Below are 26,498 nucleotides of genomic sequence, written 5' to 3' on the forward strand. Positions count from 1 at the left end.
GGCTCGGCATTGCGCCCCTTGCGCACCTTGCCCACCGGAGGTGGCGCGTCCGTTTTCCAAAGCTTCGCATCAGTTTGCGAAATATCCCAGGATTTTTGCGCGTACAGATTCGTCCGACGGATACACTTTGGGCCACGAACGCCGACGACCACCACGCCATGACAACTCCCGATTTTTCGCCTCCGCCGCAGGCTGCCACCCCCGACGCAACGCCCCTCCAACCACAGCAACGCATCGACGACGAGCCGATGCGGCTCATTACCAGCTTCAACGACGTTTTCGTCGTCGTCGCGTCTGGGCTGCTCATGTTCGGCACGGCGTGGCTGACACACACGCTTCCGCCGTGGCTCACGGCGCTGGTCTGCGCGGCGCTCTATTGGGGACTGTCGGAAGTCTTCGTTCGGCGCCGTCGCATGGCACTTCCCGCGCTCTTCTATTGCTTCGGATTTATCGCCGCGTTCGCCAGCGTGGGCCTCATCGGCATACAAGCCGCCGCGCCTGGATTTGGCTCGGGCGAACCCATCCCGCCCGAGGCGGAAGGACTCGCGCTGGGCGCCCATGTCCTGTTATCGCTGTTCGCAAGCTATGCGGGCATCGGCATCGGCACGGCGTTGTACTGGCGACGCTTTCGGGTGCCGGTCACCCTCGCCATGGGCATCGGCGGGGTGGTTTGCCTGACCTGGCTCTTCGTCGTGATTCTCGGCGAGAACCTCATCGACGCCATGCGCGCCGTGACCATCGTCGGCGGTCTCGCGATCTTCGTCTGGGCATTGCGATGGGACGCCCGCGACCCCGCGCGCACGACCTTCCGCTCGGACGTCGCGTTCTGGCTGCATTTGCTCGCGGCCTGCATGGTCACGCATCCAATCTTCTGGGCGCTCATGCCGGATCACGCCGTCGGCGCTATCGCATTCTTCGTCCTGCTCACGGGGATTTCGCTCGCGATCGATCGTCGCGCCCTGATGATGTCGTCGCTGTTGTATGTGATTACGGCAATGCTCAACCTTCTCGTGACCTCGGAGAACACGCATGCGTTGGCAGTTGTCGCCGTCGTGGTCGGCGGCGCCCTGTTGCTCCTGTCCGCCTTCTGGCACCCGTCACGCGCTGCCGTCCTGAAGCTGCTGCCCGCAGACTGGCGGGCACGCCTGCCTCACTGAAGCGTTACCCGCGCCAGCAATTTCATATAGTGATCGAGCGATGGCGTCGGCATGCCGGCGACCTTCGCGCGGTCGTCCCAGCGACGTAGCCGCAGCGCCGCCTCGGCATGCTCGCGGGCCAGGAACGTCTTCGCCTCGTCTTCGCTGAACACCCCGCCCTGCAACGCCAGACTGCGCACCGAATCGACCGAGAGTTTGCTGAAGTAATCGGGATCGATCGCGCACAGGCAGCGCTTGGCATCCACGTGCAGACGAATGGGATCGAGCACCGCGTTGCTGAACAGCGGGCGCAGGAAAGGCAGGGCGAAGTACTGATGCAGATCGTCGATGCCGCGCTCGGAGGGCGTTTCGCCCTGAAGGTTGAGCAGATGACCGAGATCGTGCAGGAAGCTGGCGGCGACAAGCGCCTCGTCGGCGCCTTCGCTCTCGGCCAATGCGGCGCTTTGCAGCGCATGCTCCAATTGCGTGACCGGCTCGCCGCTGTAGGCAAGCGAACCGAAGTTATCGAACAGGGTGCGGATGTCCGGCAGGCTCAGGGCCATCGTTTGAACTCTCTTTGTCGTCGCGAACACTGGTGGCGGCAGTCGTCGCGACATCGACCAGTACCGCCAGCGTCGACGCCTTCGATTCCTTGGGCGTCTTCAAATCCCTTGTATCCTTCGCGTCCTTGCCGTCCTTCGGCTTGTCCCGCATGCGGCTCTTGCGCAGCGCACCGGCATCGTCGAGCACCGGATACGCCGTCGAGCAGAACAGCGAGTTCAAACGCTTCATGTCGCTGATGATGTCCAGGTGCAGCGAACTCGTCTCGATGCTCTGCACCGACTGGCCCGCCAGACGGTTCAAGTGCGTGTACGAATAGGCGCGCTCCAGATCGCGGAAGCTCTCCTTCTCGGCCATGAGCCGCTGCGCACTCCGAAGATCCGTGTTCAGGAACACCGAGAGTCCCAGTTGCAGGTTCGTCACCAGCCGCGCGTGCATGTCGCAGATTTCCTGCAACCCCGCTTCCGAGAACGACAGCTTGTGCGAGATCTTCTTCTCCTCGACCTCCGTCACCATGCGCTCGATGATGTCGCCCGCGTGCTCCAGATTGATCGTCAGTGAAATGATGTCCGTCCAGCGGCGACTGTCCTGCTCGCTCAGGTTCTCGCGCGACACGCGCGTCAGGTACATCTTCACCGCGGTATAGAGATGGTCGACGTCGTCGTCGAGACGGCGCGTTTCGCGCGCTCGCGCCACATCGTTGCTGCGAATGACTTCGAGCAACCCATTGAGCATCTGCTCGACGATGTCGCCCATGCGCAGCGTCTCGCGCGTCGCGTTGGACAGCGCCACCGACGGCATCTCCAGCGCGCTCTCATCCAGGTGACGGGCCCGCATCACGCCGTCCGCCTCCGGCCTTTCCGAGAGCAGTCGCACGCACAGACGCGCCATCGGCTCGGTGAAGGCGAGAAACACCACGCATCGCACCAGGTTGTAAAGCACATGGAAATTGACGACGGCTTGCGCGGGCGCATCCGAGAGCCAGCTCACCAGCGCCGGCGCATAGTCGACGAACGGCAGCACGATCAGGCAGCCGATCAGCTTGAACACAAGGCTGCCGAAGACCACGCGACGGCCCGCCGCGTTCTGCCCGGCCGACGTGAGCATCGCGAGCATGCCACTGCCCAGATTCGCGCCAATCACGAGGCACAAGGCCACCTTGAGCGAGATCACGCCCGACGACGCCAGCGTCGCCGTCAACAACACCGCCGCCAGACTCGAATACGACACCATCGCGAAGAGCGCACCGATCAGCGTGTCGAGCATCACGTCGCCGGTCAGCGACCCGAACAGCACCTTGACGCCCGCCGCTTCGGTCATCGGCGTGGTCGCGTTCACGATCAATTGCAACGCCAGCACGATCAATCCGAGCCCGATGGCCACACGGCCGATCTGGCCGGCGCGCGTCTGCTTGCGCGACAAAAAGAAGACCACGCCGAAGAAGATCAGCAACGGCGAAAGCCAATGCAGATCGAACGTCAGGATTCGCGCCATCAGCGCCGTACCGACATCCGCCCCCAACATGATTGACAGCGCGGGCGCGAGCGCGATCAGGCCCTGTGCACCGAACGACGAGACGATCAGCGCCGTCGCGTTGCTGCTCTGCACGAGCCCCGTGACTAGCAAGCCTGCCGCAAACGCGAGGAATCGATTTGAAATGCTGTGCGACAGAATGCGCCGCAGATCGGCGCCGTAGACGCGCAAGACCCCGGTACGCACGATGTGCGTACCCCAGATCAGCATCGCAACGCCGGAGAGAAGGTTGAGCAGTGTCAGCATGCCAGTGTTCCGTGATCATTGTGTCGACGGGACCGGCAGCGCCCTGCGCCGCCAACATGACGCGCACACTGGTTTGCCAAACCGGCATCCCGCGTCAGTCCAACACTGGCGTCGGGATGCGTATGAAGTTCACGCGTCATGCGTATCCCCAATCGAAACACCGTACACCAAAATGACCAGCGCAACAATCGTGTCATCAATTTGTCACAATTTTTACCCTGATTCCGCCAAGCCTTGTTGCGCAAGGGGAACAGCCTGAGCCGAAGCGCCGCGAAACGCGGCTTTTCGCCCCATTTGACCGTGCCGGCGGGCGCCTCTTGCGCGGTCGATCACCTGCCTCAGACACCCCACGGCAACGTGAACGTTTTGGTGTTGGTGAAGCTCTTCATCGCCTCCTGCACGCCTTCCTTGTAGCCGAGCCCGGAATCCTTGATGCCGCCAAACGGCGTCAACTCGATGCGATAGCCCGGCACTTCCCAGATATTGACCGTCCCCACCTGCAGTTCGTTGGTGAAGCGCGTCACATAATCGAGGCGGTTCGTGCACACGCCGGACGACAGACCGAATGCCGTGCCGTTGGAGATGGCGATGGCTTCGTCGATGCTGCCGAACGTCAGGATCGGCGACACCGGCCCGAAAGTTTCTTCGCGCACGACGGTCATTTTCGGATCGACACGATCGATGACGGTCGGCGAGTACAGTGCACCGTCGCGCCGGTTGCCCACGAGCAAGCGTGCGCCCTGCGACACCGCTTCGTTCACGCGGGTTTCGAACAGGCGGGCGGCCGCTTCGTCGATGACCGTGCCCATGTCGTTGGCGCCGTCGGCCGGGTCGCCGTATTTCCACGCGCGGGTCTTTTCCACCACGAGATCGGTGAACTGCGCCGCGATGTCGCGATGGACGAGCATCCGCTTGACGGCCGTGCAGCGCTGGCCTGAATTCTTGTACGAACCCTGCACCGCCAGATCGGACGCACGATCGAGATCGGCGTCCTCCATCACGATCAACGGATCGTTGCCGCCGAGTTCGAGCACGATGCGACGATAGCCCGCCTTCGACGCGATGTACTTGCCGATCGACACGCCCCCGGTGAACGTGATCATGTCGATGTTCTCGTTCGTGAGCAGCTCGTCGGCAATCTCCATCGGGTCGCCGGTCACGACTTGCAGCATCTCCGGCGGCAGACCCGCTTCATAAAGCGTGTCTGCCAGGTAGTAGGCCGAGAGCGGCACCTTTTCCGATGGCTTGAGCACCATGCGGTTGTTGGTCGCAATCGACGGCGCCACCTTGTGCGCCACCTGGTTCATGGGGTGGTTGAACGGCGTGATGGCCGAGATGGCCCCGAGCAGCGGCTCGCGCTGCGTCACGACACGACGCTTCTTGCCATGCGGCGTGAGATCGCACGAGAACGCCTGTCCGTCGTCCTTGAGCGCTTCGCCGGCGGCGAACCCGAGCACATCGGCCACGCGACCGATTTCATAGATGGCGTCTTTCTTGCACAGCCCCGATTCCATCGTGATGATCGCCGCAGCCTCGGTCGTGCGCTCGCGCAGCAACGCCGCGGCCTTATCGAGAATGTTGGCGCGCTCGAAGCGCGTAAGCGTCGAGCGATACTGCTTCGCAATCGAGAACGCGCGGCGCACGTCGTCGAGCGAGGCTTTCGGCACCGTGCCCACCAGATCGCCCGAGTAGGGATTGAAGATTTCGATGATCCGATCGCGGGTCACTTTCTCGCCACCGATGCGAAGCGCTTCGGCGCGGAACTCGGGATGCAGCTTGTGCGGCGCGTTCATGGGGTTCTCCACAGCGTATCCAACGGGTCGGGGCCCGGCGACGCAACCGTTCTGGGTTGCACGCCGCGGGCTCACAGGGCAAAGGCGTTGCGGTACCGCGTCAGACGTGATTGAGTGCCACGTCGAGAATGTCGAAGTTGCGCAGCCGCGCCTTGCCCGGAATACCGACGGTCTTGCGGTTGAAAAGCAACGGCACCGTCTGCTCCGAGATCCCGCCGTGCGAGCGCAGCGGCACCGTGAGCCCGGTCAGATCGTGACGGCTGACACTCGTGCCCAACACGACCGACTGATCGCTTACAACGACCAGGTCGCCCACGCGGTCGGGCGGCAGTTCGAAGCGAGCGCATGCCTCGGCGTTGCTCAGCACGACCTCGATACCGGGCATCGCGGCGATGCGCCGACGCATGGCGTCGCGATCCACATCCTGCGGCAGATAAATCGTGGCAAACGAGCCGAGCGCGCCGTGATGCACCACGTAGGGATCGGTAATCGGCAGAATCACCCGCGCGCCGCCGGCTTCCACGCCCTTGCCGAGCCAGTCGTCGAGCAGATCCTGCAAATAGATGACATTGGGCCGGCCAGTCGCCGGATCGTGCTTGGCGTTCATGCCGTGGTCGGCCGTCAGTCCGATGACGGCGCCCAGCGCGTCCATGCGACGCAGATAGCTGTCCATCATCGCGTAGAAATCGTTTGCGCCCTGCGTGCCCGGCGCCCATTTGTGCTGAACGTAGTCGGTCGTCGAGAGATACATCAGATCGATGTGACGCGTCTCCAGCAAGCGTACCCCGGCGGCGAACACGAACTCGGAAAGTGCAGCGCTGTAGACGTCCGGTACCGGCATGCCGACGAGTCCAAGCACGTCGTCGATGCCGTTCTCGGCGAGCGTGACGTGGTCCGCCTTTTCCGACGAGAAGCAGATGCCCGTCATGCGATGGCCGAGCAGCTTGCGCAGCTTGTCCTTCGCGGTCACGACCGCCACGCTCGCCCCCGCATCGGCGGCGGCGGCGAGCACCGTGCCCGCGCGCAGGTAGGCAGGGTCGTTCATCATGACTTCCGCGCCGCGACCGCCATCGGCCGACGGGTCGAAGAAGTAATTGCCGCAGATGCCATGCACGGCGGGGGGTACGCCGGTCACAATCGACAGGTTGTTCGGGTTGGTGAACGACGGCACGACGCAATCGCCCTGGAACACCGCGCCGTCGGCCAGCAGATGCTTCAGGTACGGGGCGACGCCGGCAGCCGCGGCGGCTTCGAGATACTCGAACTGGCAGCCATCGACGCAGACGATGACGGTCGGCTGTTGCGGCAACCGGTATTGGCGGCCGTTCACTTCGATTTGTACGGGCGGGTTCACGTCGGGTCTCCTCAAGCGCAATTCGTTAGATGGCCACCGGTGTCGCCCTCGCGGCGGCACGCACCCGGCGGCCGGGTATGCAACAAGACATCGCTCACTGGCCTTCAGCCGGCCTTCGCGTGCACGGCGGCACCGGGCGCCCGCCCAAGGGCCTCGCGGATGCGCGCGCGGCCTCGCGACAAATGCTCGCGCGTGACTTGCGCCGCACGCTCGGGGTCGCGCGAAGCAATCGCGCTCACAATGTCGCGATGCTCGCGCTCCGATTTCGGCGGCGCAGACGTATCGCCCGTCAACGCTTCGTGACGGAACAGGCTCAGCTCTCTGACCAGGCGCCGGTAGGTTTCGATCAACTTGCGATTGCCGACCATCTCGACGAGCGCGTCGTGAAACGCCAGGTTCAGCCGGTAATACGCTTCGCTGTCGCCCGCCTCCACCGCAATGTGCATAGCCTCGACGGACTCGCGCAGATGGGTGAGCTGCGCCGAGGTGATCGCCTCGGCCAGCGTGCGCGCCACGAATTCGTCGAGCACGCCGCGCAGCGTGTAGATCTCTTCGGCCTCCGCCAGCGAGATGACGCGCACAAACACGCCGCGATTCTTCTCGGTGCGAAGCAAGCCCGCTTCTTCCAGCGCACGAAACGCCTCGCGAACCGGACCCCGCGACACGCCCAGACGTCCGGCCACTTCAATCTCGTTGAGCTTGGTGCCGGGCGTGAGGGTGCCCGCCATGATCTGGCGCTCGATTTCGTGCTGAACGAGCGTGGTCAGTGACTGGCTCTGCAACAGCTCGATCGCCGAGGGCGACGTGGGATTTGGGTTCATACCGGTCTTCCTTCTCTCTGAACGCTGGCGTCACCCTGCGACGCGATCCCGCAACGGCACAAATCGCCTCCGCGCCTATCTATGGCAATTTGTGGCATTACGCGACTATTTGTGTTATTTGCTATTCAAGCACAACGATTTGTAGATTGTCAACAAACTGCATCCATTATTTACCGGAAGCCTCACAAAACAGTCGACCAACGTTGCGGATGGCGACGACAAAACCCCATCTTAATCAATGATTTCCATACTATTTGAGGTATTTGACGAACAGATGACAACGCATCGAGGATTTCAAGAAAACGACATAATTTGCCAATAAAATGCAACACATCGCCTCACCTAGGCGTTTCACGCACGCAGTTTGTTTATCCGCTTGATAGGAGGCGGTCATGATTCTCGGTCAGGAACCGATTCTGCTCACCCCCGGCCCGCTCACCACGTCGCCGGCGACGCGACAGGCCATGCTGCGCGACTGGGGCTCGTGGGACGCGCAGTTCAACCACATCACCGCGTCGCTGTGCCACGATCTCGTGGACATCGTGCAGGGCGGCGACACGCATGTCTGCGTGCCGCTCCAAGGCTCGGGCACGTTCTCGGTCGAAGCGGCCATCGGCACGCTCACGCCCCGCAACGCACGCATCCTCGTGCCGGACAACGGCGCGTACTGCCAGCGCCTGCTCAAGATCTGTCGCTATCTCGGGCGCGACGCCGTCGCCCTGCCCATCCCCGACGATCAGGCGGCCAGTGCCACCGCCATCGACGAAGTGCTCACGCGCGATCCGTCGATCACGCATGTTGCACAGGTGCACCTGGAAACTGGCGCGGGGGTCCTCAATCCACTTGCGGATATCGCACGCGTCTGTCAGAAGCACGGGAAAGGGCTGATCGTCGATGCCATGAGTTCTTTCGGCGCGCTGGACATCGACGTGCGATCAATGCCGTTCGACGCGCTGGTCGCCGCGAGCGGCAAATGCCTCGAAGGGGTGCCGGGCATGGGCTTCGTGATCGCGAAGCGGTCAGTGCTCGAAGCGAGCGGCGGCAACAGCCATTCGCTGGCGATGGACCTGCACGACCAGTACGCGTATATGCAAAAGACCACGCAATGGCGCTTTACCCCGCCGACGCATGTGGTCGCTGCCCTGCGCGCGGCCGTCGATCAGTTTCTCGCCGAGGGCGGGCAACCGGTTCGCGGCGAACGCTACCGCAAGAACTGCCGAACACTGGTCGAGGGGATGGCGTCACTGGGCTTCCGGCCGTTCCTCGCGCCGGCGATCCAGGCGCCCGTGATCGTGACGTTCCATGCGCCCGCCGACAGCCAGTACGATTTCAAGACCTTCTATGCGGCGGTGCGCGAGCGCGGCTACATGCTCTATCCCGGCAAGCTCACGCAGATCGACACGTTCCGCGTGGGCTGCATTGGCGCGATCGACGACAACGAAATGCGCAACGTCGTCGCGGCGATCGGGCAGTCGCTGGCGTCGCTCGGTATTCGGCAAGTCGCACCGCTCACGCGCGCAGCGTGATGGCGTAGCCGTGAACGGCTGGCGCCGGTGGCGAGTGGCGTTCTCGACAGCCTTGGCGTTCGGCGGCGCGACGTGGCGTCGCCGAACGCGGACGGGACTCGCCTGCCTCGAACGCCTCGGGTAAGCTTTCGAGTGTCGCGCGTTTGCGCGCCCACGCCCCGAGGTCGTCTCCCATGCCGTCGTCGAAAACGCCTGACGCCGCTCCGCCGGTCAAAACCAGCACCGCTCGCAAGCGCGGCGCGAAACTTCCCGAGCTTCGCTTCAAGCGGGTATACGACGCTCCCGATGCCGCCGACGGCCAACGCGTGCTCGCCGATCGCCTCTGGCCGCGCGGTCTCGCCAAGGCCAAGGCGAAAATCGATTTCTGGGCCAAGGATGCCACCCCGAGCACGTCGCTGCGTCAGTGGTTTCACCAGCATCCCGAGCAGTTCGACGAATTCCGCCAACGCTATCTGGATGAACTCGCCGCGCTCGACGCCGAGCGAAACGCCACGCTCGCGGACCTGCGCACGCGATTGACCGACGGTCCCATCACGTTGCTCACCGCAGCCCATCGACTGGAAGAGGAGGACGCGCGCACGCACCTCGACGTGCTGCGCGACTTCCTGACATCGCGATAGGCTCGAACGCCTGCGAGGGCATCGACGCTGGTGTCGTTGCCGGCATCGTTGCAACCGCCAGCATGCGACGATCGGCCGCGCGTTTCGATGGATGCAACAACGTATCGTGGTACAACACCGCATTCCACCCTCCAAAACGATGTTGCCCGGCGCGGGCTCCGTGAAAACCCGCATGGCGCCTGGCGCTGCACACGACCGGCACGGGCCGCGGAGAAGTTTGCTATAACGCTCACTGCGCCGCCATCGAGCCTGCCATGACCGGCGCACCGCCGTGTTATCGATTGCCCCCGCTGACGCACCGCCGCTCGTGTGTCGAGTCGTTCTTCGTTTGCTTACCCGGTTGCCGCGACGGCAACGTCATGCCTCATGCTTGTTCCACTGATCGTTGCCTGCGCGCTGTTCATGGAGAACATGGATTCGACCGTGTTGTCCACCTCGTTGCCGTTGATTGCGCAAGATCTCGGCGAGAGCCCGATCACGCTCAAGCTCGCGCTCACGACCTACCTCATCAGCCTCGCGGTCTTCATTCCGATCAGCGGATGGATTGCCGATCGTTTCGGTACGCGCAATGTCTTTCGCACGGCCATCGGCGTGTTCGTGCTTGGCTCGATCTGCTGCGGCATCTCGAGCACGCTGCCGGAATTGGTGATCGCGCGTTTCATCCAGGGCATGGGCGGTGCGATGATGGTGCCGGTGGGACGCCTCGCGCTGCTCAAGTCCGTGGAAAAGCGCGACATGGTGCGCGCACTCAATTACCTCACGATCCCCGCGCTGGTCGGCCCGGTGCTAGGCCCGCCGCTTGGCGGCTTCATCACGACGTACTGGCATTGGCGCTGGATTTTCTACATCAACATCCCCATCGGCGTGCTCGGCTTCGTGCTCGCAACGAAGTACATTCCCGATCTGTATGAGGACGACGTGCCGCCGCTCGACATCCGGGGCTTCGTGCTGTCGGGCCTCGGCCTCTCGATCCTGATGCTGGGGTTGTCCACCATCGGCCGCCATCTGATCCCCGTGTCGCTCGCACTGGGACTCGTCGCCATCGGCGCGGCGTTGCTCGTGGCCTACCTGCGTCATGCGAAGGGGCTCGCGCATCCGCTGCTGCGGCTCGACCTCTTTCGCATCCCCACGTTCCGCGCCGGTGTCGCGGGCGGCACGCTGTTTCGCATTGGCGTCGGCGCCACGCCGTTCCTGCTGCCGCTGATGCTGCAACTGGGTTTCGGGATGACGCCGATGGAATCGGGCGCGCTCACGTTCATCTCGGCCGCGGGCGCGATGTTCATGAAGACGCTCTCGCTGCGCATTCTGCAACGCTGGGGTTTTCGCCGCGTGCTGATGACGAACGCGCTGGTCGCGTCGGCGACGATTGGCGGCTACGGGTTGTTCACCGCACAGACGTCGCATCTGGTGATTCTCGGCACGCTGCTGTTTGGCGGATGCTTCCGCTCGTTGCAGTTCACGAGCCTGAACGCCATTTCGTACGCGGACGTGCCCGCGCAGCGCATGAGTCAGGCGACCAGCCTGGCCAGCGTCGCGCAACAGGTGTCGCTCACGCTGGGCATCACCATCGGCGCCGCCGTGTTGCAGACGTCGTCGTGGCTGCACGGGCGCGATCATGTGATCGACGTCGACTTCCCGTGGGCGTTCCTGGTGGTTGGGCTGATTGCCGTGAGTTCGACGATTTCGATTGCGCGGCTTGCGCGCGATGCCGGCAGTGAGCTGGCGCGGCGCACCTAGCGCGGCGCCAGAGCGCGTCGTTTAGCGGAAGATCACCGTCTTGTGACCGTTGAGCAGGATGCGATGCTCGGCGTGATAACGCACGGCGCGCGCCAGCGCCACACACTCCACGTCGCGCCCGATGGCGGTCAGTTGCTCCGGGTCCATCGTGTGATCCACGCGCTCGACTTCCTGCTCGATGATCGGACCTTCGTCGAGATCGGACGTCACGTAGTGCGCCGTCGCCCCGATCAGCTTCACGCCCCGGTCGAACGCCTGATAGTAGGGCTTTGCGCCCTTGAAGCTCGGCAGGAACGAGTGGTGAATGTTGATCGCGCGGCCCGCGAGCTTCTCGCACATATCGCTGGACAGCACCTGCATGTAACGCGCGAGCACCACCAGATCGATGTCGTTGTCCCGCACCAGTTCATACACCTTCGCTTCCTGCGCCGCCTTCGATGCCGGCGTTGCATTCATGAGCGGCAGGTAATGGAACGGAATGTTGTAGCTCGCGGCCAGTTGGTAGAAATCCTTGTGGTTCGAGACGATGGCCGGGATCTCGATGTTGAGCTGGCCCGTCTTGTAGCGGAACAACAGATCGTTCAGGCAGTGACCGATCTTCGAGACCATGAGCATCACGCGCGGCTTGATCGCGGCGTCGACCAACTCCCACTGCATCTCGTACTGCACGGCGAGCGGGGCAAAGTCGCGCTGCAACGCGGCCAGATCGCTCTGGCCCGGCAGTTGCTGGAAATGCACGCGCATGAAGAAGCCGCCGGTGAAGCGATCGTTGAACTGGGCCGAGTCGAGAATGTTGCCGCCGCGCTCGACCAGGAAACCGGCCACCGCGTGGACGATGCCGGGACGGTCCGGGCAGGACAACTTCAGAATGTAGCTATTTTCGATCGGTGCCATGAGTGCTCCTGGGCAAAGGCTTGCAATGTCGTTGCAGTGTTGAAATCGGTGTCGATGGTCTCGATCATTCGTCCGCCGGCTTGAACAACGCCTCGATTCCGGCGCAGTCCTTCGTGCGAATGGCGCCCTCGCGCAGCAGGAAATCGAGACTGGCGAGGCTCGCGTCGACGGTCATCTTGCCGTCTGCGATCACCTCGCGCACGTCGCCGGCCGAGCACAGCCAGTGTGCGCTCGCCTCGCCGTCCTGGTTCTCGGGCACGAAGCCGCGCGGCAGCGCAAGATCGTAGACGAAAATCTGCTCGGACTGCACGCCCTCCGGAATTTCCGCGAGGATATGCAGCGTGCGGCCAGGCCGCGCGTCGTTCGCCAGATGGGCCGGAATGCCGGCCTCTTCCCAGCACTCCTTGACGAGCGTGTCGCCCACGCCGATCCCATTGCCGATGCCCCCGGCGGCCGTATTGTCGAGACAACCGGGATCGGTTGCCTTGAGCACACTGCGCCGCGCAATCCAGAGCTTCGGTGCTTCGCCCACGAACCGGGCCGGCACGTAACCGTTCACATGCACGGCGAACGTGCGCGTGCCGAAAAAGCGCGAGGCCGCGCGCTCGATCCACGCGAGCGGCGCATCGTAGAGCCGTTGCCGGATGGCGTAACGCTCGTTGCGCCAACCCGTGATGAGTCCCTCGGCCGCGAGCGCCTCGATGACCGGCGCCAGCGCCGCCGTGCGCGCTTCGCACGTATCGTGGCGCGGATGAATCCGCACCGCGAGTGAACTGATCTCGAACACGTCGGGCCAACGGCACAGCGACTCGGCGTCGCGACGGCGAATCCACCCATAACGCTGCGAACCGATCACGAGCGGCAGATGCGCCGTGTCGTCGAAGCGGCGCGCCGCCGCAATACAAGCAAAGGACATACGTCAGAGACCGGACGCGCCCCCGTCGGAGACGCGCGAAATCGAGGCAAAAGCGGCATTTTACAGAAGCGGCGGCGAGTCCGCCTGTCTCCGATGCCGCGGCAGCCCATGTCGTTGTCGTGGCCCGTCGCGACAGGCTCGCTCGTTCAAGCTTTCACACGCTCGCCCTTCGGGTCGTACAGCGCGCGCAGTTGCACTCGGGCATCGAACCGCTCGCCCGCCAGATCGATCTGGTAGCGGCCCGTCTCCATGTACTCGGCGGACACCGCCCCATCGGGATTCGTCAGATACGCAAGCCCGACGGGCGCACCAATCGTGTGACCGTACGCGGCCGACGACAGGAATCCGACCGGTTGGCCATTGCGCAGCAGCGCCTCGCCGCCCCAAAGCATCTTGTCGCTCGCCCCGTCGAGCACCACGCTGACAAGCCTGCGGCGTACCCCCGTCGATTTGGCCAGTTCGACCGCCGTACGTCCGACAAACGGGAGTCCGCTGGCCAGCTTGCATGCGAACGTCAGCCCCGCTTGCACCGGGTTCGTGTCCGGGGTCAGTTCTCGCCCCCAGGCACGATAGCCTTTCTCGATGCGCAGCGAGTCGACCGCGTAGTAGCCCGCGTCCCTCAATCCGTAGGCTGCACCCGACGCGTGCAGCGTTTCATAAACGTCCACCGCGAATTCGACGGGCACGTACAGCTCCCAGCCGAGTTCGCCGACGTAGGTCAGGCGCGTGGCGCGCACCGTGGCGTAGCCGAGATCGATTTCCCGGCTCGTGCCGAACGCAAACGCCTCGTTGGAAAAATCGGCTCGCGACACCTGCTGCAAGAGCGCGCGCGAGTTCGGTCCCATGAGCGCCAGTACCGCGTACTGCCCGGTGACGTCGACGACCGTACAGCGCGGATCGTCGGGCCGTTGGGCAATGCGCCGTTCGAGATAGTCCATGTCACGGGTCGTCTGCGCCGAACCGGTGACCATCAGGTATTGATCGGGCGCGAGACGCGTGAGCGTGAAGTCCGACTCGTAGCCACCGCGCTCGTCGAGCATTCCCGTGTAGACGGTGCGCCCAGGCGGCACGGCCACGTCATTGGTACACAACGCCTGCAACACGCGCTCGGCATCGCGGCCCTTGATGAGCAGCTTCGAGAAAGAACTCATGTCAAACAGCGCGACGGCCTCGCGGCACGCGCGATGCTCGGCGGCACTCCACGCGTGCCAGTTCTGCTGACCGAAGCCGTAATCGATCGTCGCCTGCTCGGGCGACGGCGCGAAGAAGTTCGGCCGCTCCCAGCCCATCTTGCTGCCGAAGCAGGCGCCTTTGGCGAGCAGCGTCGCGTACAGTGGCGAGCGACGGAACGGCCGTGCCGTGTCCAGTTCGCGATTCGGCCACGGCATGGCGTAGTGCAGGCCGAGCGTCTCCTTCACGCGATCGTGCAGCCAGGTATCGTTGCCGTTGAATCGTGCAAAGCGGCGGATATCGACGGGCCAGAGGTCCATCGTCGGCTCGCCCGCCACGATCCACTCGGCCAGCGCCATGCCGGCCCCGCCTGCCGACGCAATGCCCATCGAATTGAAGCCCGCGCCAACGTAGAAATTGCGCAGCTCGGGCGCTTCGCCGAGCATGAAGTTGTTGTCCGGCGTGAACGACTCAGGGCCGTTGTAGAACTGCCGGATCTGCGCTGTCTCGAGCGCGGGCACACGCATCAATGCGTTCTCCATGAGGATCTCGAACTGGTCCCAGTCGTCGGGCAGCAGTTGAAATTCGAAATTCTCGGGAATGCCGTTCATGCCCCACGGCTTGGCGTTCGGCTCGAAGCCGCCCATCACCAGACCGCCGACTTCCTCCTTGAAGTAGATGTAGCCGTCCGGGTCGCGCATGACCGGCAGATCGGGATGCACGCCCGCGATCCGTTCCGTCACGATGTAGTAGTGCTCGGCCGAATGCAGCGGCACGCTCACATCGCACAGACGACCCACGGCCTTGGCCCACTGCCCCGCGCAGTTCACGACGATCTCCGCGTCGATGCGCCCGCTTTCGCCGTCTTTATTGCTCCAGGACACCCCGGTCGCCGTGCGAATCCCGCCAGGCGACGCCGTGTGAATCGCCGTGATGCGCGTGTTCTCCACGATGCGCACGCCACGGCTGCGCGCGCCGCGCGCGAGCGCCTGCGTGAGATCGGTCGGGTTGGCCTTGCCGTCGCCCGGCAGCCACACCCCGCCCACGAGATCGTCGGTGCGCATCACCGGCCAGAGTTCGCCGGCCTCGCGCGGCGAGATCACGTCGCACTGCACGCCATAGGCACGCGCCGCCGCCGCCGTGCGCTTGAGTTGCGTCATGCGCGCCTGGGTGCGTGCCACCGACAACGACCCGCATGCCTTCCAGCCCGTGGCGAGCCCCGTCTCCGCTTCCAGTTCGCTGTAGAGCTTCGTCGAATAGCGGATGAGCTTCGTCATGCTCTCCTGCGAGCGCAACTGGCCGACCAGCCCCGCCGCGTGCCACGTCGTGCCGCACGACAACTGTCCCTGCTCCAGCAGGACAACATCCGTCCAACCGAGTTTGGCGAGGTGATAGGCGACCGAACAGCCGACGATGCCGCCACCGACGATGACGACGCGAGCTTGAGTGGGCAAGGCTGAGGGCATGGGGAGGCTCCAGTTTGGCCGCGCGCCGGGACGAGCGTCACGGCCCGGGCGATCGGCATTGGCCGCTGTGCGGGACTCGGCGCCGTCGCGAGGCGGCTGCCGTCGGGAAAAAGCAAAGGGCACCCAAGTGCCCTTTGCGGATTGACGCGATGGACGCGGCGGGACGATCAGATCACGTGCTTGCGCACACGGGCCGAAAACACGTCGATGCACGTGACAACCACAATCATGATGAGCATCACGGCACAGGTCTGCGCGTACTCGAAGCTGCGGATCACTTCGTAGAGCACCACGCCGATGCCACCCGCGCCGACCATGCCGACCACCGACGCCGAACGCACATTCGACTCGAAGCGGTACAGCGTGTACGAGATCCACAGCGGCATGACCTGCGGCAGCACGCCGTACAGGATTTCATCGATCGCGCGCGCCCCGGTGGCCCGCACGCCTTCGACCGGACGCGGATCGATTGCTTCGACCGCTTCGGCGAACAGTTTCGAGAGCGTGCCCGTCGTATGCACCCACAGCGCCAGCACCCCGGCGAACGGGCCAAGCCCTACCGCCACGATGAAGAGCATCGCAAAGACCATCTCATTGATCGCGCGGCAGGCGTCCATCACGCGGCGCACCGGTTGATACACCCACGCCGGCACCATGTTCGACGCCGAAAGCAACCCCATCGGTACGGAGCACACCACGGCGAGCACCGTGCCCCAAACGGCGATGTGGATGGTCACGAGCATCTCGTGGACATACACGCGCCAGTCGTGGAAATCGGGCGGGAAGAAATCGTGCGCGAATTGGCTCATGTTGCCGGAATCGCGAATCAGATCGAGCGGACGCATGTCGGCGCCGCCCCACGACCACACCAGGATCAGGAAGAATGCGCCCCAGCCGATCAACGTCAGCCACGAACGCTTGGGCGGCTCGCCCGGCAGGCGGCCATTTGCGGAGAGAGATACGCTGGTGTTCATGTCGTGTACCACAAGGCAAGCCGGTGCAGCATCGACCGGAAAATCATCGGACCACAGAGGTCATCAGAGGTCACGGCGGGCCAGATGACCTGGCCCGCCGTCACCGATCACAGAACAACGCCCGCGCGCCGCCCTGTGACATTGTGTCGTTCCACGCCCAGGCAATCGGGCGCTTACTTCGTTTTGCTCATTTCCTGATCGAGCGCGGCGAGCTTGCTGTCGATGTCGGTCAATTGCGATTGCTTCTTGGCGGCATCGAGGTTGGCATCCGACTGGATCTGTTGCTTTTGCTTGAACAACTCGAGCTGGCGGATCGGCAGCAGTTGCGCATTGCTCGACGCACGAAAGCCGCCGTAGTTGTAGATGTTCTTCAGCACTTCCTTCTCATGCGCGTCCTTGCCGTACGCCAGGAAGAAGTCGCGAATCTTCTTCTTCGTCGCTTCCGGCAGGTCCTTGCGCCACACCAGCGGATCCGACGGGATCAGCGGCGACTTCCAGATCACCTGCACCTGCTTGGCCTTCTCCGGCTGCGTTGCCTCGAGCTTGTCGATCTCTTCGGTGTTGTTGGTGGCCACGTCGACCTGGTTGTTGAGCACGGCCATCAGGTTGGCGCCGTGATTCGAGCTGCGCGCGGTTTTGAAGTACGTGCGCGGATCGATGTTGTGCTTCGCGAACACGTAGTAGCCCGGCACCAGCGTGCCCGACGTCGAGGTCGGATCGCCCAGGCCGAAGTTGATCTTCTTGCCGTTCTTGATCACGTCGTCGAGCGTCTTGTACGGGCTCGCCTTGTTCGCGATCAGCAGCGAGTAGTAGCCTTCGGTGCCGTCGGCGTACATGATCTTCGCGAAGACTTCGCCTTGCGAGCGGTCCACGGCTTCCATCGCGGCCTTGTTGCCCAGCCAGGCGAGCTGCACCTTGTTGAAGCGCATGCCTTCGATCACGCCGGCGTAGTCGGTGGCGAAGAACGGCGTCACCTTGATGCCGGTTTGCTTCTCCATGTCGTCGATCAGCGGCTGCCAACGCTGGCGCAGTGCCGCGCTCGAGTCGGTCGAGATGATGCCGAAATTGATTTCCTGCGCGTGCACTGCCGCCACCGAGGCGAGCATGGCCGCGCCGGCCAACAGGGTTTTCCAAAGTTTCATGAGAGCAAGCTCCTGGTCAGGTCAGACTGAGGGACATCGAGGTGAGGAATGGGGCTTGCGCATTGGCCGGCGCGGGGCCGGTTGCGCGCGGAGAAGCGTCGGCAGCGTCGCTGTCGTCGGCGTGGTCAGCGTGGTCGTTAAGCAGTTCGCTTGCCTGCACGCCATACAGGCGGCGCAGCAGGTCGGGCGTGAGCGCCGCGGACGGGCCGTCGTACACCACGCGCCCCTGATGCAGGGCGACGGTTCGCACGCAGTAGCGCATGGCGACATCCACCTGATGCAGCGAGACGACGACCGTCAGTTTGTGATCGCGGTTCATGCGGGCCAGCATGTCCATCACCTTGCGGGCCGACTCCGGATCGAGCGACGCAATCGGTTCGTCCGCAAGAATGATCTTCGCGCCCTGCACCAGCGTGCGCGCCAGCGCCGCGCGCTGTTGCTGACCGCCCGAGAGCGTGCTGGCGCGCTGGAACGCCAGATCGGCGATGCCGACCTCGGCGAGCGCCGCCATCGCCGCCTGACGCTCTGCCGGCGTGAAGCGGAACAGCAGGCTGCGCCACAGGGGCACGCGCGCGAGCAGGCCCGTCAGCACGTTGGTGATCACCGGCATGCGACCCACCAGGTTGAACTGCTGGAAGACGAACCCGATGTCACGACGAATCTGGCGCACTTCGCGCACGATGCGGCCGTCGCGCTGAATCGGACGACCGAGTATGTCGATACCGCCCGGTTGCAGATCGGCCGCCACGAAACCCGCCATGTGACGCATCAGCGTCGACTTGCCCGAGCCCGATGCCCCGATCAGGGCGACCATTTCGCCCGGCATCACGGTAAGCGCCACCTCGTCGAGCGCACGGCGGCCGCCCCCGAAAGTCTTGGTCAGTCGCTCGATTCGAATTGCTTCGTCCACGGGTCACCTGTCAATCGACTCGCCGGTCCGATCCGATGCTTTCCCGCTAACCGCGCCCCAGGGTGGGAGCACGTCGCCCGCATCGCTCGACTAGCTGTTTTGTGGCAATTTGTGCCAAAAGTGACAGCAGTCTAAGAAGTGCCGATGACAAGACAGTGACAATCGATGAGCTTTTCGATGGGCGTTGAAAATCCTTATTGGGTCAAGGAGTTAACAACGTTTTCGGCGCGACAGCGCGCACGGATGTGCGGGTGCCGAAGTCGCGCCGAGCGGGGCGCGACGTCATCGGCCTCGGGGTCGAGCGCCGATGTTGTCTACACATTTACGCGATGAGGAGTTCCGGGCCGCGAGCGCGCAGTTGGGCCAGCATGCTCTTGTGCGGCGCGGCGTCGCTGATGAGGTAGCGGGCCGCCTCGAAATGGCGGATACGCACGGGCGTCACGCGCCCGAACTTGGTGTGGTCCGCCACCACGGCCGAGATGTTCGCACACAGCAGCATGCGCGCGCGAAGCTCGGCGGCCGCGCGGTTGAAGTCGGTAATGCCACCGTCCTCGGTCACGCCGCCTACGCCGATGAATGCGAAGTCGGCATGGTATTGCGATATCTGGTTGATGGCATCCCAGCCCTGCACGGCATCTTCGTTGTCCTGCAGTTCGCCGCCGAGCAGCGTCACCTGATTGTCGTGATGACGGCCCAGCAATCGCGCGATCTGCCAGTCGTTCGTGTAGATGCGCAACCGATGCTTGGCAAGCAGCGCCTGCGCCACCGCCCGCGTGGTCGTGCCGTAGTCGATGATCACCGACGCCCCGTCGGGCACGAGTTCCGCCGCGCGCATGCCGATGGCCCGCTTGCCCACGGCGTTGACGTTCTCGCGCAGTGTCCAGTCGGGTTCGCTGCGATCGGCGGCCAGCGCGCCGCCGTGCGTCATGAGCAGCAGCCCGCGCGCGGCGAGCGTGTTGAGGTCGCGGCGCACCGTCTCGCGCGACACCCCCAGCTCACGCACGAGATCGCTGATCGCGAGGGCCCCGGTCTTGGCAAGTTGTTCAAGCACGTACTGTTGGCGTTGTTCGGCAAGCATGATGTGGCAATGTCGGTGGGACTACGAATTCTGGGAGGGCATCGGCGCGGGCGCCGCCGCTCATGCGTGGGTGCGCGGGCGTCCTATGCCTGTAGCGCGACGCGCAAGCCCAGGCCGATGAAAATGGCGCCGGCGGCACGGTCGAGCCAGCGCCCTGCCCCGGGGCGTCGCTTGAGCCACGTGCCCAGCACGCCGGCGAACCATCCGTAAGCGCTGAACACGACAATGGTCTGCGCCATGAACACCAGGCCGAGCAACAGCATCTGCGCGCCCGGATGGGCCGTGTCGGCACTCACGAACTGGGGCAGGAACACCAGGAAAAACAACGTGACCTTGGGGTTGAGCATATTCGCCAGCACGCTTTGACGAAAGACGGCCCCGAGCGGTTGCGGCGCGGCCTCGTTGGCCAACGCCAGAGCGCCGCGCGCGCGCAACGCCTTGATGCCGATCCAGATCAGATAGGCGGCCCCCGCGAGCTTGATCCCCTCGAAGGCCCACGGCGACGAACGCAGCACGGCGGCCAGACCGACGGCCGCGACGCTCGTGTGAAAGAGACATCCCGACGTGAAACCGGCCGCCGCGGCCAGCCCCGCCCGACGCCCCTGCGCAATGCCGCGCGCGATGACCTGCATGTTGTCCGGCCCCGGTGCAAGCGTGATCGCCACCGAGGTCAGCAAGAACAGCCAGAGATTGGGCATCGGCGCGTCCGAAGTCGGGTGATGGGGATGATCAGGGAAACGGGGGACGCGGCAAAGCGTCCGCTCAGGCAACCGGGTTCAGTGGCCTTCGAACGAGCACAGCAGGAAGAGCGGCAATCCGGCGTCTCGAATCAGGCGCGAGCCGCCCAGCTCCGGCAGGTCGACGATGGCCGCCCCTTCGATGACCGTTGCCCCCAAGCGCTCCAGAAGCTTCTTGCCGGCGAGCATCGTGCCGCCGGTGGCGACCAGGTCGTCGATGAGCAGCACGCGGTCGCCGGGGCCGCAGGCATCGGCATGAATCTCGACCGTCGCACTGCCGTATTCGAGTTCGTATTCCTCCGCGACCGTCTGATACGGCAGCTTGCCTTTCTTGCGAATCGGGATGAAGCCGATGTTCAATTCGTACGCGAGGATCGATCCGAGGATGAAGCCGCGCGCGTCGAGACCCGCAATGTAATCCGGACGCTGCGTCATGTACCGATGCACGAACACATCGATGAGCACGCGCAAGGTGCGCGGGTTCTTGAGCAACGGGGTAATGTCGCGGAACTGCACGCCCGGCGCGGGCCAGTCCGGCACGGTGCGAATCTGGCTCTTGATATAGGCGGCAGGGGACTCGTCGATCTGCACGGGGATCCTTCTTGGGATACTGAGGGGAAACACGCCACATTATGCCAAAAATCGCCCGGCGCCCCGCGAGGGCGCGGGCAGCGCCGCCCGGCGCATGGTGCGCGCCCCGGCAGCATGCCCCTTCGCGGCCGGGTCGTCCATTCGTCGCCGTCTATTCGTGGCCGCGCAGACGCGCCTCGGCCTCGACCAGCTTGTCGGGCAATCCGCGCAGCACCACGATGTCCTCCGCCATCAGACGCGTCTCCGACACCGGCTCGACCCCGCGAATGCCATGCCGACGGATGGCCGTGACCGTCACGCCGAGCTTGTCGAGCCGAAGTTCACCGAGCGTGCGCCCGACCGCGTCCGAGTGAAGCGTGAGCGGCACCGATTGCAGTCTGACCTGCTCGCGCTCGCCGCCCTCGTCCTCGTCGTCGAGGCCGTGGAAGTAACCCCGCAGCAGGCTGTAACGCTCGTTACGCGCCTGCGCCACCCTGCGCAGCACGCGGCGCATCGGCACGCCCAGAAGCACCAGCGCATGCGACGCCAGCATCAGGCTGCCCTCCACGATCTCGGGCACGACTTCGGTCGCGCCCGCCGCGATCAGTTCGTCCATGTGGGTGTCGTCGACCGTGCGCACGACCACCGGCAAGGTCGGCTCCAACGCCTGCACCTGTGACAGCACCTTGAGCGCCGCGGGGGTGCTGTCGTAGGTCACCACGATGCCGGCGGCGCGGTGAATCCCGGCCGCGACCAGCGCCTCGCGCCGGGCGGCATCGCCGAAGACGACCGTCTCGCCGGAGCTGGCCGCCTCCATCACTCGATCGGGGTCGAGATCGAGTGCCACATAGCCGATGCCCTCCTGTTCGAGCATGCGCGCCAAATTCTGGCCGCAGCGGCCATAGCCGCAGATGATGACGTGGCCCGACGTCTTGATGCTCTGCGTGGCGATCTTCGTCATCTGCAACGACTGCATCATCCATTCATTGGCGACGAAGCGCAGCGCGATACGGTCGGCGTTGATGATGAGAAACGGCGCGCACAGCATCGAGAGCAGCATGCCCGCAAGCACGGCTTGCGACAGCGACGGGTCGAGCAGGTGCCGGTCGATCACCAGATTGAGCAGCACGAAACCGAATTCGCCCGCCTGCGCCAGGCCCAGGCCAGTGCGGATCGCCGTGCCGGGCGGGCTGCCGAACAGGCGCGCAAGCCCCGCGATCAATGTGAATTTGACGACCAGCGGGCCAACGAAGAACAGCAGCACGAGCAGCGGCTGCTGCACCACGATGGACGGATCGAGCAACATGCCGGTCGTGATGAAGAACAGCCCCAGCAGCACGTCGCGAAATGGCTTGATGTCGTCTTCCACCTGATGGCGGAACGGCGTCTCGGCGATGAGCATGCCGGCGATGAACGCGCCGAGCGCCATCGACAGGCCAAGGTTCTCGGTGACATAGGCCAGCCCGAGCGTGAGCAGCAACAGGTTGAGCATGAACAGCTCTTGCGAGCGCCTCGCCGCCACGATGTGGAACCAGCGTCCGACCAGTTTCTGGCCAATCCAGAGCAACAGCGCGAGCGCCCCGGTGATCTTGAGCGCCGCCAGCGACAGTGCCAGGACCAGCGCCTTCGGGTTGCCGCCCAGCGCGGAGATCACGATCAGCAACGGCACGACTGCCAGATCCTGGAACAGCAGCACCCCCATGATGTTGCGGCCATGCTCCGTCTCGAGTTCCAGGCGCTCCGCCAGCATCTTGGTGACGATGGCCGTCGAGGACATGGCCAGCGCGCCGCCCAGCGCCACCGAAGCCTGCCAGGAGAACGACCAGAACAGGTTGACGAGCGCCCCCAGTCCCACCGCCACGAGCAGCGTTCCCATGACCTGGGATACGCCCAGCCCGAGCACGATCCGGCGCATGGTCCTGAGCTTCGGTAGTGAAAATTCGATGCCGATGGAGAACATCAGGAAGACAACGCCGAACTCCGCGAGATATTGCACGCGCTGCGTGTCGGCGGCCAGCGCAACCGCGTGCGGGCCGATCACGATGCCCACGCTCAGGTAGCCGAGCATCGGCGGCAGATGAAGCATGCGGAACAACACCACCCCGACGCAGGCGGCAAACAGCAGGACGAGAGTGAGTTCGAGCGGTGATGCCATCGGCTAAGGTGGGTTTCCTGAGTGAATCTGAATGCTGGCGGTCTGACGGAACGCGGTACTTGCTATGCAAGTGCCGTGCCAGATAGCGTCCGCACGGCGGTCTCCGACGAGGTACCGGGCCGCTTCCTGGGAGGTCTCGAACGGTGCGGGGTCAAGCCTGGCGCGGCTGTCCTCGGCGCCGCGTGCGTTTTGATATACTCCGCGCATGATAGCGAAAATCAATCCAGGCCGGGCACTCGAGGTCGCCCGGGAGGTGTTGCGCACCGAAGCCGACGCCATCGAACGCGTCTCCGCGCACCTCGACGACAGCTTCTTCGAAGCGATCTCTCTGCTGCTCGCCTGCCGCGGGCGCGTGGTCGTCACCGGAATGGGCAAATCGGGCCACATCGGCCGCAAACTGGCCGCCACGTTCGCCAGCACCGGCACACCCGCCTTCTTCGTTCACCCCGCCGAAGCCAGCCACGGGGACCTGGGCATGATCACGACCGACGACGTCGTTGTCGCCCTGTCCAACTCCGGCGAGACGGGGGAACTGGTCAGCATTCTTCCGATGATAAAGCGCATCGGCGCGAAGCTCATCGCCATGACCGGCAACGCCGCGTCCAGCCTGGGGCGCCTGTCCGACGTGCACCTCGACGCGCACGTCGACCGAGAAGCCTGCCCGCTGGGCCTCGCACCGACCGCCAGCACCACGGCCGCCCTCGCCCTGGGCGATGCGCTTGCCGTCACGCTGCTCGACGCGCGCGGTTTCGGCGCCGAAGACTTCGCCCGGTCGCATCCGGGTGGCGCGCTCGGCCGCCGTCTGCTGACGTTCGTGCGCGATGTCATGCGCACCGGCGAGCGCGTTCCGCGCGTGCGCTCCGATGCCAGCCTGTCCGATGCCCTGCTCGAGATGACCGCCAAGGGTCTGGGCATGACGGCCATTGTCGATGCCGACGATCGCGTCGTGGGCATCTTCACGGACGGCGACCTGCGCCGCCTGTTCAAGCGCACGCTCGATTTCACCACGCTCACGCTGGCCGACGTCATGAAGGCCGGCCCGCGCAGCATCGGCCCCGACCAACTCGCCGCCGAAGCCGCCGAACTGATGGAACGTTTCGGCATCACGCAATTGCTCGTGACCGAGAACGACCGCCTCGTCGGTGCGCTCAACGTGCACGACCTGTTCGCCGCCAAGGTCGTGTGAGCCGCTTGCCCATGAATCAGCCCAGTATCGCCCACCCCATCCATTCCGCCCCGTTCGACGCCACCGCTGCCGCAGCGCGCGCCGCTCGCCTGCGTGTCATGGTGTTCGACGTCGACGGTGTCCTCACCGACGGCGGTCTGCGCTACGGCCCGGCCGGGGAAGTCATCAAGACCTTCGATTCGCTCGACGGCCACGGCCTGAAGCTGCTCGCCGAGGTCGGCATCGTCACGGCCATCATCACCGGGCGCCAGTCCGAAATCGTCGCCAAACGCGCGGCCGATCTTCGTGTCGCGCACGTCTACCAGGGCGTGCAGGACAAACGCGCCGCGTTCGAAGACCTGTGCGTCAAGGTGTCCGCGACGAGTGAGGTCTGTGGCCATATCGGCGACGACTGGCCCGATCTGCCGATCCTCAGCCGCGTCGGCTTCGCAGCCTGCCCGGCCAATGCCCACGCCGAAGTCAAGGCACGCTGCCACTGGGTTGCCGCCACGCGCGGCGGCGAAGGCGCCGTGCGCGAGTTGTGCGACTTCATCCTGCGCGCCCAGGGACGTTACGACGCCCTGCTTGCCGACGCGCTCGCCTGACGCGTCGAGGAAGCCGATCATCCATGGCCACTCAACGCCTCTCACCCGCTTCGCTGATCGCCATCGTCGTGCTGGCCGGCCTGGCCGCCGGCACCTACTGGCTCGTGCAACGCACGCTGCCGTCGGATGCCGACCGCGCGCCGTATGTAAAGCAGCACATTCCGGATTACTTCGCCGACGACATGGTGATCTCCACTCTGTCGGCGACCGGCCTCACGCAATACCGCGTCAATGCCGTGCACATGACGCATTTCGAGGACGACCAGACCACGGCCATGACCATGCCCGCCGTGCGCGCGTTCACGCCGAATCAACCGGAAGTGACCGCCACGAGCAAACGCGGCACCCTCAATGCCGACATGTCGGTCGTCGATCTGTACGACGATGCGGTCGTGGTACGTCAGGCCGGACCGCGCGATCCGGAGATGCGCGCGCTGTCCGAGCACTTCCAGGTGCTCGTCAACGACGACATCGTTCGCACGGAATTGCCAGTCCAGCTGTTCCGCGGCGCTTCCGTGATGTACGGCGACGGCATGATTTTCAATAACATCTCACGCGCCGTACAATTGCTCGGCAATGTTCACGGCACGATCCAGCCGGCGGAACTGGGCGGCACTCGCCCGACACCGGCCGCCGCGCCGAGCGCGCCAACTCAGACCAAACCGGGCCCCAAGACCCCATGACCGATCGCCGCCAACCGCGCCCCGTCTCCCTGTCGCTGCGTCGCCTACGCGCACTGGCCGCCGCCTTCGCCGTGCTCGGCGCACTCGCGTCGCCGCTTGCCCATGCCGAACGCGCCGACCGCGACAAGCCGCTCAATATCGAGTCGGATCACATGAGCTACGACGACCTCAAGCAGGTCAACATCTTTACCGGCAACGTGACGATGACCAAGGGGACGATTCTCCTCAAGGCCGATCGCGTCGAAGTGACCCAGGATCCGGAGGGCTATCAGTACGCCACGGCCTATTACAAACCGGGCGGCCCGCTCGCCTACATGCGCCAGAAGCGCGACGGCCTGGACGAATACATCGACGGCTGGGGCCAGACGATCTATTACAACGGCAAGACCGAAGTCGCCACGCTGACCACTCAAGCCACGCTCAAGCGTCTGGCCGGCGGCACGAGGGTGCTCGACGAGATTCACGGTAGCGTGATCACGTACGACACGTACAACGAGGTTTATACCGCCAACAGCGGTGCCGATCAGGTCAACGCCAACAATCCGAACGGCCGCGTGCGCGCCACGCTCGCCCCGCGCAATGCCACTGGCGCGAACCAGGCAAGCGCCGGCGACGCGAGCAAGCCGGCGGCCGCGCCCAAGGGCGATCTGCCGCCGCTGTCTCCCTCCAAAAGCATCGGGAATCCGCGTGAGTAATCCTGTCAACA

At 64.6% G+C, this 26,498-nt stretch carries 23 protein-coding genes; 8 read left to right on the forward strand and 15 right to left on the reverse strand.

What is annotated here, in order from left to right; all coding sequences use genetic code 11:
• Positions 1-158: 158 nt before the first annotated feature.
• Positions 159-1,157 (forward strand): hypothetical protein, encoded by a 999-nt coding sequence (locus PSO31014_RS11555; protein WP_150551747.1) that lies wholly within the window; start codon positions 159-161, stop codon positions 1,155-1,157.
• Here PSO31014_RS11555 and PSO31014_RS11560 read toward each other — a convergent pair.
• The 5 genes from PSO31014_RS11560 to PSO31014_RS11580 form a co-directional block, all read right to left on the reverse strand.
• Positions 1,151-1,699 carry a phosphonate degradation HD-domain oxygenase gene (locus PSO31014_RS11560; RefSeq protein WP_150551748.1) on the reverse strand — a complete coding sequence of 183 codons (549 nt, stop codon included), beginning with the start codon at positions 1,697-1,699 and terminating at the stop codon, positions 1,151-1,153. The two genes, PSO31014_RS11555 and PSO31014_RS11560, sit on opposite strands and share 7 nt — an antisense overlap.
• Positions 1,659-3,476 (reverse strand): Na/Pi cotransporter family protein, encoded by a 1,818-nt coding sequence (locus tag PSO31014_RS11565; RefSeq protein ID WP_150551749.1) that lies wholly within the window; start codon positions 3,474-3,476, stop codon positions 1,659-1,661. Before PSO31014_RS11565 ends, PSO31014_RS11560 begins: the two co-directional genes overlap by 41 nt.
• Before the next feature lie 338 nt (positions 3,477-3,814).
• Positions 3,815-5,269, reverse strand: a complete 1,455-nt coding sequence (gene phnY, locus PSO31014_RS11570) for a phosphonoacetaldehyde dehydrogenase (protein WP_150551750.1) — start codon at positions 5,267-5,269, stop codon at positions 3,815-3,817.
• 100 nt (positions 5,270-5,369) lie between these two features.
• Entirely contained in the window at positions 5,370-6,623 is a 1,254-nt protein-coding gene (phnA, locus tag PSO31014_RS11575) for a phosphonoacetate hydrolase (protein ID WP_150551751.1), read from the reverse strand.
• 104 nt (positions 6,624-6,727) lie between these two features.
• Positions 6,728-7,444: a phosphonate utilization associated transcriptional regulator gene (locus PSO31014_RS11580; RefSeq protein ID WP_150551752.1), complete on the reverse strand. Its 717-nt coding sequence runs from the start codon at positions 7,442-7,444 to the stop codon at positions 6,728-6,730.
• 392 nt (positions 7,445-7,836) lie between these two features.
• On the opposite strand from PSO31014_RS11580, the gene PSO31014_RS11585 reads away from it, so the two are divergent.
• The 3 genes from PSO31014_RS11585 (at position 7,837) to PSO31014_RS11595 (ending at position 11,327) form a co-directional block, all read left to right on the forward strand.
• Positions 7,837-8,970 (forward strand): 2-aminoethylphosphonate--pyruvate transaminase, encoded by a 1,134-nt coding sequence (locus PSO31014_RS11585; RefSeq protein WP_150551753.1) that lies wholly within the window; start codon positions 7,837-7,839, stop codon positions 8,968-8,970.
• A 173-nt stretch (positions 8,971-9,143) separates the two neighbouring features.
• The gene (locus tag PSO31014_RS11590; RefSeq protein WP_150551754.1) at positions 9,144-9,590 is read left to right on the forward strand and encodes a DUF488 domain-containing protein; all 447 of its coding nucleotides are present in this window, start codon (positions 9,144-9,146) and stop codon (positions 9,588-9,590) included.
• Between the two features lie 366 nt (positions 9,591-9,956).
• The gene (locus PSO31014_RS11595; protein WP_150551755.1) at positions 9,957-11,327 is read left to right on the forward strand and encodes an MFS transporter; all 1,371 of its coding nucleotides are present in this window, start codon (positions 9,957-9,959) and stop codon (positions 11,325-11,327) included.
• Positions 11,328-11,348: 21 nt separating this feature from the next.
• Here the strand turns inward: PSO31014_RS11595 and purU are convergent, their stop codons facing one another.
• From purU to PSO31014_RS11645, 10 genes are all read right to left on the reverse strand, one after another.
• Positions 11,349-12,221, reverse strand: a complete 873-nt coding sequence (purU, locus tag PSO31014_RS11600) for a formyltetrahydrofolate deformylase (protein ID WP_150551756.1) — start codon at positions 12,219-12,221, stop codon at positions 11,349-11,351.
• Positions 12,222-12,285: 64 nt separating this feature from the next.
• Positions 12,286-13,137, reverse strand: coding sequence for an NUDIX hydrolase (locus PSO31014_RS11605; protein WP_150551757.1), 852 nt, complete (start codon positions 13,135-13,137; stop codon positions 12,286-12,288).
• 146 nt (positions 13,138-13,283) lie between these two features.
• On the reverse strand, positions 13,284-15,773 hold the full coding sequence (locus tag PSO31014_RS11610) for a GcvT family protein (protein ID WP_150551758.1): 2,490 nt from the start codon (positions 15,771-15,773) through the stop codon (positions 13,284-13,286).
• A 167-nt stretch (positions 15,774-15,940) separates the two neighbouring features.
• Positions 15,941-16,747: a phosphonate ABC transporter, permease protein PhnE gene (gene phnE, locus PSO31014_RS11615; RefSeq protein ID WP_150551759.1), complete on the reverse strand. Its 807-nt coding sequence runs from the start codon at positions 16,745-16,747 to the stop codon at positions 15,941-15,943.
• Between the two features lie 173 nt (positions 16,748-16,920).
• Entirely contained in the window at positions 16,921-17,889 is a 969-nt protein-coding gene (gene phnD, locus PSO31014_RS11620) for a phosphonate ABC transporter substrate-binding protein (protein WP_130024782.1), read from the reverse strand.
• Positions 17,890-17,905: 16 nt separating this feature from the next.
• A complete protein-coding gene (gene phnC / locus PSO31014_RS11625) occupies positions 17,906-18,799 on the reverse strand; it encodes a phosphonate ABC transporter ATP-binding protein (RefSeq protein ID WP_150551760.1) in 894 nt (297 codons plus the stop codon).
• 322 nt (positions 18,800-19,121) lie between these two features.
• Positions 19,122-19,877 (reverse strand): DeoR/GlpR family DNA-binding transcription regulator, encoded by a 756-nt coding sequence (locus PSO31014_RS11630; RefSeq protein WP_017232639.1) that lies wholly within the window; start codon positions 19,875-19,877, stop codon positions 19,122-19,124.
• 83 nt (positions 19,878-19,960) lie between these two features.
• A complete protein-coding gene (locus PSO31014_RS11635; RefSeq protein WP_150551761.1) occupies positions 19,961-20,575 on the reverse strand; it encodes a LysE family translocator in 615 nt (204 codons plus the stop codon).
• A 78-nt stretch (positions 20,576-20,653) separates the two neighbouring features.
• Positions 20,654-21,205 carry an adenine phosphoribosyltransferase gene (locus tag PSO31014_RS11640; RefSeq protein WP_174966532.1) on the reverse strand — a complete coding sequence of 184 codons (552 nt, stop codon included), beginning with the start codon at positions 21,203-21,205 and terminating at the stop codon, positions 20,654-20,656.
• Between the two features lie 151 nt (positions 21,206-21,356).
• A complete protein-coding gene (locus PSO31014_RS11645) occupies positions 21,357-23,339 on the reverse strand; it encodes a monovalent cation:proton antiporter family protein (RefSeq protein WP_150551762.1) in 1,983 nt (660 codons plus the stop codon).
• Positions 23,340-23,544: 205 nt separating this feature from the next.
• On the opposite strand from PSO31014_RS11645, the gene PSO31014_RS11650 reads away from it, so the two are divergent.
• Genes PSO31014_RS11650 through lptA form a run of 4 tightly spaced genes read left to right on the forward strand, consistent with a single transcriptional unit; the run spans position 23,545 to position 26,487 of the window.
• A complete protein-coding gene (locus PSO31014_RS11650) occupies positions 23,545-24,525 on the forward strand; it encodes a KpsF/GutQ family sugar-phosphate isomerase (protein WP_150551763.1) in 981 nt (326 codons plus the stop codon).
• Between the two features lie 11 nt (positions 24,526-24,536).
• Entirely contained in the window at positions 24,537-25,109 is a 573-nt protein-coding gene (locus tag PSO31014_RS11655; protein WP_150551764.1) for a KdsC family phosphatase, read from the forward strand.
• A gap of 23 nt (positions 25,110-25,132) precedes the next feature.
• Positions 25,133-25,792, forward strand: a complete 660-nt coding sequence (lptC, locus tag PSO31014_RS11660; protein ID WP_150551765.1) for an LPS export ABC transporter periplasmic protein LptC — start codon at positions 25,133-25,135, stop codon at positions 25,790-25,792.
• On the forward strand, positions 25,789-26,487 hold the full coding sequence (lptA, locus tag PSO31014_RS11665; RefSeq protein WP_150551766.1) for a lipopolysaccharide transport periplasmic protein LptA: 699 nt from the start codon (positions 25,789-25,791) through the stop codon (positions 26,485-26,487). Before lptC ends, lptA begins: the two co-directional genes overlap by 4 nt.
• Positions 26,488-26,498 lie beyond the last annotated feature (11 nt).

Origin of the sequence: Pandoraea soli, from assembly GCF_902459595.1 — a bacterium.
Lineage (GTDB): Bacteria > Pseudomonadota > Gammaproteobacteria > Burkholderiales > Burkholderiaceae > Pandoraea > Pandoraea cepalis.

What these genes read in the sequence shown, in the direction of transcription:
- PSO31014_RS11555 (WP_150551747.1), top strand. Translation starts at nt 159, where the DNA reads ATGACAACTCCCGATTTTTCGCCTCCGCCGCAGGCTGCCACCCCCGAC.
- PSO31014_RS11560 (WP_150551748.1), bottom strand. Translation starts at nt 1,699, where the DNA reads ATGGCCCTGAGCCTGCCGGACATCCGCACCCTGTTCGATAACTTCGGT.
- PSO31014_RS11565 (WP_150551749.1), bottom strand. Translation starts at nt 3,476, where the DNA reads ATGCTGACACTGCTCAACCTTCTCTCCGGCGTTGCGATGCTGATCTGG.
- phnY (WP_150551750.1), bottom strand. Translation starts at nt 5,269, where the DNA reads ATGAACGCGCCGCACAAGCTGCATCCCGAGTTCCGCGCCGAAGCGCTT.
- PSO31014_RS11580 (WP_150551752.1), bottom strand. Translation starts at nt 7,444, where the DNA reads ATGAACCCAAATCCCACGTCGCCCTCGGCGATCGAGCTGTTGCAGAGC.
- PSO31014_RS11585 (WP_150551753.1), top strand. Translation starts at nt 7,837, where the DNA reads ATGATTCTCGGTCAGGAACCGATTCTGCTCACCCCCGGCCCGCTCACC.
- PSO31014_RS11590 (WP_150551754.1), top strand. Translation starts at nt 9,144, where the DNA reads ATGCCGTCGTCGAAAACGCCTGACGCCGCTCCGCCGGTCAAAACCAGC.
- PSO31014_RS11595 (WP_150551755.1), top strand. Translation starts at nt 9,957, where the DNA reads ATGCTTGTTCCACTGATCGTTGCCTGCGCGCTGTTCATGGAGAACATG.
- purU (WP_150551756.1), bottom strand. Translation starts at nt 12,221, where the DNA reads ATGGCACCGATCGAAAATAGCTACATTCTGAAGTTGTCCTGCCCGGAC.
- PSO31014_RS11605 (WP_150551757.1), bottom strand. Translation starts at nt 13,137, where the DNA reads ATGTCCTTTGCTTGTATTGCGGCGGCGCGCCGCTTCGACGACACGGCG.
- PSO31014_RS11610 (WP_150551758.1), bottom strand. Translation starts at nt 15,773, where the DNA reads ATGCCCTCAGCCTTGCCCACTCAAGCTCGCGTCGTCATCGTCGGTGGC.
- phnE (WP_150551759.1), bottom strand. Translation starts at nt 16,747, where the DNA reads ATGAACACCAGCGTATCTCTCTCCGCAAATGGCCGCCTGCCGGGCGAG.
- phnD (WP_130024782.1), bottom strand. Translation starts at nt 17,889, where the DNA reads ATGAAACTTTGGAAAACCCTGTTGGCCGGCGCGGCCATGCTCGCCTCG.
- PSO31014_RS11630 (WP_017232639.1), bottom strand. Translation starts at nt 19,877, where the DNA reads ATGCTTGCCGAACAACGCCAACAGTACGTGCTTGAACAACTTGCCAAG.
- PSO31014_RS11635 (WP_150551761.1), bottom strand. Translation starts at nt 20,575, where the DNA reads ATGCCCAATCTCTGGCTGTTCTTGCTGACCTCGGTGGCGATCACGCTT.
- PSO31014_RS11645 (WP_150551762.1), bottom strand. Translation starts at nt 23,339, where the DNA reads ATGGCATCACCGCTCGAACTCACTCTCGTCCTGCTGTTTGCCGCCTGC.
- PSO31014_RS11650 (WP_150551763.1), top strand. Translation starts at nt 23,545, where the DNA reads ATGATAGCGAAAATCAATCCAGGCCGGGCACTCGAGGTCGCCCGGGAG.
- PSO31014_RS11655 (WP_150551764.1), top strand. Translation starts at nt 24,537, where the DNA reads ATGAATCAGCCCAGTATCGCCCACCCCATCCATTCCGCCCCGTTCGAC.
- lptC (WP_150551765.1), top strand. Translation starts at nt 25,133, where the DNA reads ATGGCCACTCAACGCCTCTCACCCGCTTCGCTGATCGCCATCGTCGTG.
- lptA (WP_150551766.1), top strand. Translation starts at nt 25,789, where the DNA reads ATGACCGATCGCCGCCAACCGCGCCCCGTCTCCCTGTCGCTGCGTCGC.